Origin of the sequence: uncultured Nevskia sp. (assembly GCF_903885465.1) — a bacterium.
GTDB lineage: Bacteria > Pseudomonadota > Gammaproteobacteria > Nevskiales > Nevskiaceae > Nevskia.
This window is the reverse complement of the sequence record NZ_CAISIQ010000033.1, coordinates 1-6454: the sequence shown is the minus strand read 5'-3', so window position 1 is coordinate 6454 and position 6454 is coordinate 1. Positions and strand designations below refer to the sequence as shown.

General features: G+C 63.7%; 6 protein-coding genes and 1 pseudogene. 6 read left to right on the top strand and 1 reads right to left on the bottom strand.

The features are described 5' to 3' along the window. Positions 1-2347, top strand: a 2347-nt coding sequence (pyc, locus tag QZY06_RS01150; RefSeq protein WP_295679106.1) for a pyruvate carboxylase, incomplete at its 5' end; no start/stop codon positions are given. A 49-nt stretch (positions 2348-2396) separates the two neighbouring features. Then, positions 2397-3356 carry a beta-ketoacyl-ACP synthase III gene (locus QZY06_RS01145; RefSeq protein WP_293392237.1) on the top strand — a complete coding sequence of 320 codons (960 nt, stop codon included), beginning with the start codon at positions 2397-2399 and terminating at the stop codon, positions 3354-3356. Positions 3357-3377: 21 nt separating this feature from the next. On the opposite strand, the gene QZY06_RS01140 is transcribed toward QZY06_RS01145, so the two are convergent. Next, positions 3378-4151, bottom strand: a complete 774-nt coding sequence (locus QZY06_RS01140) for a hypothetical protein (protein WP_295679103.1) — start codon at positions 4149-4151, stop codon at positions 3378-3380. 271 nt (positions 4152-4422) lie between these two features. Between QZY06_RS01140 and rplU the strand changes: the two genes are divergently transcribed. The 4 genes and pseudogenes from rplU to QZY06_RS01120 form a co-directional block, all read left to right on the top strand. Then, positions 4423-4734 (top strand): 50S ribosomal protein L21, encoded by a 312-nt coding sequence (rplU, locus tag QZY06_RS01135; RefSeq protein ID WP_293392232.1) that lies wholly within the window; start codon positions 4423-4425, stop codon positions 4732-4734. Between the two features lie 30 nt (positions 4735-4764). Beyond that, positions 4765-5022: a 50S ribosomal protein L27 gene (gene rpmA / locus QZY06_RS01130; RefSeq protein WP_295679099.1), complete on the top strand. Its 258-nt coding sequence runs from the start codon at positions 4765-4767 to the stop codon at positions 5020-5022. 127 nt (positions 5023-5149) lie between these two features. Further along, complete coding sequence (gene cgtA / locus QZY06_RS01125; protein ID WP_295679096.1) at positions 5150-6262, top strand: Obg family GTPase CgtA; 1113 nt, start codon at positions 5150-5152, stop codon at positions 6260-6262. A gap of 4 nt (positions 6263-6266) precedes the next feature. Continuing rightward, a pseudogene (locus QZY06_RS01120) lies at positions 6267-6454 on the top strand (glutamate 5-kinase); the annotation flags it as partial.

The following is a 6454-nucleotide window of genomic DNA, read 5'->3' as shown; positions in this document are numbered from 1 at the left end:
GGCCTATCGCAGCCCGGCAGGTTTCGGTCTGCGTCTCGATGGCGGCACCTCGTATTCGGGTGCGGTGATCACGCCTTACTACGACTCGCTGCTGGTAAAGGTGACGGCCTGGGCGCCGACCGCACAGGAGGCGATTGCCCGCATGGATCGCGCGTTGCGCGAATTCCGCATTCGCGGCGTTTCGACCAATCTGCAGTTTCTCGAGAACGTCATCCTGCATCCGTTGTTCAAGTCTGGCGACTGCACCACGCGTTTCATCGACACCACGCCGGAACTGTTCCGCTTCACCGCCCGCCGCGATCGCGCCACCAAGGTGTTGCGCTTTATTGGTGATGTCGCGATCAATGGCAATCCGGAAATGAAGGGCCGCAAGGCGCCGGAAGGTGTCATGGCGCTGCCGCTGAAGCCGAAAGTGGATCTGATGACGCCAGTGCCGAAAGGTCTGCGCGATGAACTGAAGACGCGCGGACCGAAGGGTTTCGCCGACTGGATCAAGGCGCAGCCGAACGTGCTGCTGACCGACACGACGATGCGCGACGCGCATCAGAGTCTGTTCGCGACGCGCATGCGCACGCGGGACATGGTCGACATCGCGCCTTATTACGCGCGAATGGTGCCGGGCCTGCTGTCGCTGGAATGCTGGGGCGGTGCCACCTTCGACGTGGCCATGCGCTTTCTGAAGGAAGACCCCTGGCAGCGTCTGGCAATGCTGCGCGCCGCCGTGCCGAACATTCCGTTCCAGATGCTGCTGCGCTCGGCCAATGCGGTGGGCTACACCAACTATCCGGACAATGTCGTCGAATACTTCGTGCAGCAGGCGGCGAAGAATGGAATCGACATCTTCCGCGTGTTCGATTCGCTGAACGCCGTCGACAACATGCGCGTGGCGATGACTGCCGTCATTGCCAGCGGCGCCGTCTGCGAAGGCACGATCTGCTACACCGGCGATCTGTTCGACAGCGCGCGGCCGAAGTACAACCTCAAGTACTACGTCGACATGGCGAAGCAGCTCGAGAAGGCCGGCGCGCACATTCTCGGCATCAAGGACATGGCCGGCATCTGCAAGCCGCGCGCGGCGCGTGAGCTGGTCAAGGCGCTGAAGAACGAGATCGGCCTGCCGATCCACTTCCACACGCATGACACCAGTGGCATCGCTGCCGCTAGCGTGCTGGCTGCGATCGAAGCGGGTTGCGATGCGGTGGATGGCGCCATGGATTCCATGTCCGGGCTCACCTCGCAGCCGAATCTCGGTGCGATTGCCGCGGCGCTGTCCGGTTCCGACCGCGATCCGCGTGTCGACTTCGACGCCATGCAGTCGCTGTCCGATTACTGGGAAGGCGCGCGTCGCTACTACGCGCCGTTCGAGGCCGATATCCGCTCCGGCACCGCCGATGTCTACCGCCACGAGATGCCGGGCGGCCAGTACACCAATCTGCGCGAGCAGGGTCGGGCGCTCGGTCTGGAAGCGCGCTGGCCGGAAGTGTCGCGTGCCTATGCCACGGTGAACCAGTTGTTCGGCGACATCGTCAAGGTCACGCCGACTTCGAAAGTGGTCGGCGACATGGCGCTGTTCATGGTCGGCAACGGCCTGACTGCGGACGACGTCAACAACCCGGATCGCGACATCGATTTCCCGGAATCGGTGGTGTCCTTGTTCAAGGGCGAACTCGGCGTGCCGCCGGATGGCTGGCCGAAGGCACTGCAGACGAAGATCCTCAAAGGCAAGCCACCGCTGGTGGGACGACCGGGCGCTTCGATGCCGCCGGTGGATCTGGTGACCGCCAAGATCGAGGCCGAGAAGCTGGTCGGCGAAGAGTTGAGTGATGCCGATCTCGCGTCCTACCTGATGTACCCGAAGGTATTCCGTGACTTCGCCGAGCATCGCAAGCTGTACGGCGATGTCTCGACCCTACCGACGCCGACCTTCTTCTACGGCCTGAAGGACCAGGAAGAGATCAGCGTCGACATCGACACCGGCAAGACGCTGGTGATCCGCCTGCAAAGCCGTACCGAGTTCGAGGATGAAGGCATCGTCAAGCTGTTCTTCGAGCTGAACGGCCAGTCGCGACTGGTGCGCGTGCCGAAGGCCGGTGCGACCGCGCAGTTCGAGACACCGAAAGCCGACGAAGGCGATACCAGCCACGTCGGTGCGCCGATGCCGGGAATGGTGGTCCGCGTTGCGGTGCAGAAGGGGCAGGTGGTCGCCAAGGGCGAGCCGCTGCTGGCGCTCGAAGCGATGAAGATGGAAACCGTGCTGGGCGCCCCGCGCGACGGCAAGGTCAAGGCCATCCACGTCAAGCCGGGCGCCACGGTGAATACGCGTGACCTGTTGATCGAACTCGAATGAGACTTCTTGATGCCTCAGCGATCCTCGGCCGCACGGTAAACTTGCTTACATGACCTACTCACGCATCGTCGGTACCGGCAGTTATCTGCCGAAGCGCATCGTCACCAATCGCGAACTCGAAGACCGGATCGAGACCAGTGACGACTGGATCGTCAGCCGCACCGGCATCGAGGCGCGCCACGTTGCTGCCGACGACGAACTGACCAGCGATCTGGCGCTGCATGCCGCGCAGGCCGCAATGCTCGCGGCTGGTGTGACCGCCGACGATATCGATCTGATCATCGTCGCGACGACGACGCCGGACATGGTCTTTCCGTCGACGGCCTGTCTGGTGCAAGCCAAGCTCGGGGTGACCAAGGGCGCGGCTTTCGACGTGCAGGCGGTCTGCACCGGCTTCATCTACGGGCTGGCGATCGCCGACAAGCTGGTGGCCTGCGGTCAGCACAAGTGCGCGCTGGTGATCGGCGCTGAAGTGTTTTCGCGGATTCTCGACTGGAACGACCGCCGCACTTGCGTGCTGTTCGGTGACGGTGCCGGTGCGGTAGTGCTGAAGACCTCGGATGCGCCGGGCATCCTGTCCTCGCATCTGCATGCCGATGGCAGCTTCAGCCACATCCTGAAAGTGCCGGGCGGCATCAGCGGTGGCCAGTTGCGCGGCTCGCCGTATCTGGAGATGGACGGCCAGGCGGTCTATCGCGTCGCCGTGAAATCGCTGACCGAATGCGCGCAGGAAGCATTGGAAAAGAACAACCTCAAGGCTTCGGCGCTCGACTGGTATGTGCCGCACCAGGCCAACATCCGCATCATCAACACGCTGGCCGACAAGGTCGGCGTGCCGAAGCACAAGGTAGTCATCACCGTGGCCCAGCAGGGCAATACCTCGGCGGCCTCGGTGCCGCTGGCGCTGGACGCGGCGGTCAAGGACGGCCGCATCAAGCCCGCCGATCTGGTGATGCTGCAGGGCGTTGGCGGCGGCATGACCTGGGGTACGGTGCTGCTGCGCTGGTAAGCGCGAATCCGGCTGCCGGATTCAGAAGAAAAACTGGCGGCCGATCATGATCGCCGTCAGCAGGCCAAGGCCGATGCTGAGCAGGCCGATCGCAATCGTCAGCAGCCGATGGAGGCGCAGCATCGAACCTGCCGACAGCCGCAGTGGTACTGCGATCAGAGTCGACAGCACGGCCATGCCGGCCATCGCGCCAGTCCCGAACAGCAGGATGTAGATCAGGCCGGCAGCCAAAGACTCCGCCGTGCCGATACTGAGCGCGATCAGCGCCGCAGAGCCGGCCATGCCGTGCATCATCCCGACCAGCAGCGCCCGCAGTGGCACTAGCGGCGGATGACGGTGCACATGCGGCAAGGCTTCATGGGGCCGGGCCGCAAGCGGCCTGAATTGCATCGCTGCAAAGGACGCGCTGCCATCACCGCTGAGCGGCTGAAGGTGGCTGTGCTCGTGCAGATGAGCCGGCTCGCCCGGTGCATGACGATGCGCGTGGAAATGCGGGCGTTCGATGAAGGTGCGGCGCAGCACGTCGGCGCCAAGCACGACCAGCATCAGGCAGACGCCCAGCTCCAGCACCTGCTCGAAGTGCGGCGGTAGCGCCTGTTCCAGCACCAGCACGATGCTGCCGATCAACACCAAGGTCAGCGTGTGGCCCAGGCCCCAGGCCAGGCCTTGGCGCAGCGCTTCCGGCAAGGTGCCATGACGAGTCGCCAAGGTGGCGACGGCGACCAGGTGGTCGGGCTCGGTGGCGTGGCGCAGGCCGAGCAGAAAACCGAGAACGAGAGTCGAAGTGCCAGTCACGGGGGGAGTCATTCAGCAGCGAAGGGGCGGCTCCAGCGGCTTGCTGCCGCGAAGACCGTGATCGCAGCATAGCGTCAATGCTTGTTGATTCCGGCTGCCAGCAGCGGGCGGAGAAAGAATGATTCAGGTCCACGTGCCTGGCCCGTGTTTGACCTCTCGGAGCGGCAAAACTAGAATGCCGGGTTCACGGGGCTGCTCGCGTTGGCGTGTCGTTGCGTTCGAGCCTTACAAAAGCAAATAGACAGTCGTAATTTTCTTTGGAGTATCAAGCATGTACGCAGTCATCAAGACTGGTGGCAAGCAGTACCGGGTCACCCCGGGCGAGTCCCTCAAGGTTGAAACGATCGTCGCCAATGTCGGCGATACGATCAGCTTCAGCGAAGTGCTGATGGTCGCCGATGGCGAAGCTATCACCATCGGTGCGCCGATGGTTGCAGGCGCCGTCGTCAAGGCGGAAGTCACGGCCCACGGCCGCGGCGACAAGATCCGCATCATCAAGCACCGCCGCCGCAAGCATTACCACAAGGAAATGGGCCACCGGCAGAATTACACGGCGATCACGATCACGGAGATCACCGCTTAATCGCGGTGTTCTTGAAGAAGGAGCACAGAAATGGCACAAAAAAAAGCAGGCGGATCAACCCGTAACGGTCGCGATTCGCAGTCCAAGCGCCTCGGCGTCAAGCGCTTCGGCGGCGAAGCGGTGATCGCGGGCAACATCATCATTCGTCAGCGCGGCACTCAGGTTCATCCGGGCCTGAACTGCGGCATCGGCACCGATCACACGTTGTTCGCGAAGGCTGATGGCCACGTGAAGTTCGTGGTTCGTGGTCCGAACAGCCGCAAGTTCGTCGACATCGTCGCGGCCTGATCCGCACCGGTGTTGCGACAAGGCCCCGCATGACGGGGCCTTGTCATTTGCAGCACCCGAAGCTGAAGCCCGCAAGCTGCACCGCGACAAGCTGAATTCCCCAAGCTGAACATAGATACCTGCAGACATGAAATTCGTTGACGAAGCCACCATCCGCGTCGAGGCCGGCGATGGCGGCAATGGTTGCGTCAGCTTCCGGCGCGAGCGGGCGATCCCGTTTGGTGGCCCGGATGGCGGCGACGGCGGCGACGGCGGCACGGTCTGGGTGATCTCCGAACCGAACCTGAATTCGCTGGCCGATTTCCGCTTCAACCGCACGTTCAAGGCCAAGCGCGGCGAGAACGGCACCGGTTCGGACTGCAAGGGCGCCGGCGGCCCGGATATCGAAATCCCGATGCCGCTCGGCACCCAGGTATTCGATGTCGATACCGAAGAACTGATCGGCGAATTGACCGTCAAGGGCCAGCGGATCAAGGTTGCCGCGGGCGGTTTCCACGGCCTCGGCAACACCCGCTTCAAGTCGTCGACCAATCGCGCACCGCGTCGCGCCAGCCCCGGCTCGCCGGGCGAGCGCCGTGAACTGCGTCTGGAGTTGAGCGTGCTCGCCGACGTCGGCCTGCTCGGCATGCCGAATGCCGGCAAATCGACCCTGCTCGGCGCGGTGTCTGCGGCCCGTCCGAAGATCGCCGACTATCCGTTCACGACGCTGTACCCGCAGCCCGGCGTGGTGTCGGTCGGCATGAATCGCAGCTTCGTGATGGTCGATATCCCCGGCATCATCGAAGGCGCTGCCGAAGGCGCGGGCCTTGGCATTCGCTTCCTGAAGCATCTGCAGCGCACCCGCCTGCTGCTGCATCTGGTCGACATCCTGCCACCGGACGAAGGCGACATCGTCGAGCACATCGAAACGATCAACAACGAGCTGAACGAGTTCAGTGAAGAACTGGCCGGCCGCGAACAGTGGCTGCTGTTCAACAAGATCGATCTGATGACCGACGAGGAGTCCGACGCGCTGATCGACGACGCACTCGAACGCCTCGGCTGGACCGGCCGTCATTACCGCATCTCGGCCGCCGCGCGCCGCAATCTGGACCCGCTGTGCAGGGACGCGATGGAGTGGGTGGAAGCCCACTCCCCGGTCCGCACCGTGCCCGATTACACCCTGCTTGAAGACGCGCCGCCCGCCGCTGCTGAACCCGATCTCGAAACCGACGCTGACGACGACAACGCCGCAGGCTGAATCCATGACGCAGAACAAGAGCCGTGAGGCGCTGAACACCAGCCGTCGCTGGGTCATCAAGGTCGGCAGCGCGATGGTCACCGCGCGTGGCCGCGGGCTGGATCGGGAAGCGATCGCCGACTGGTGCGCGCAGATCGCCGTGCTTCGGGCCCAGGGCCGGCAGATCGTGCTGGTGTCTTCCGGTGCCGTCGC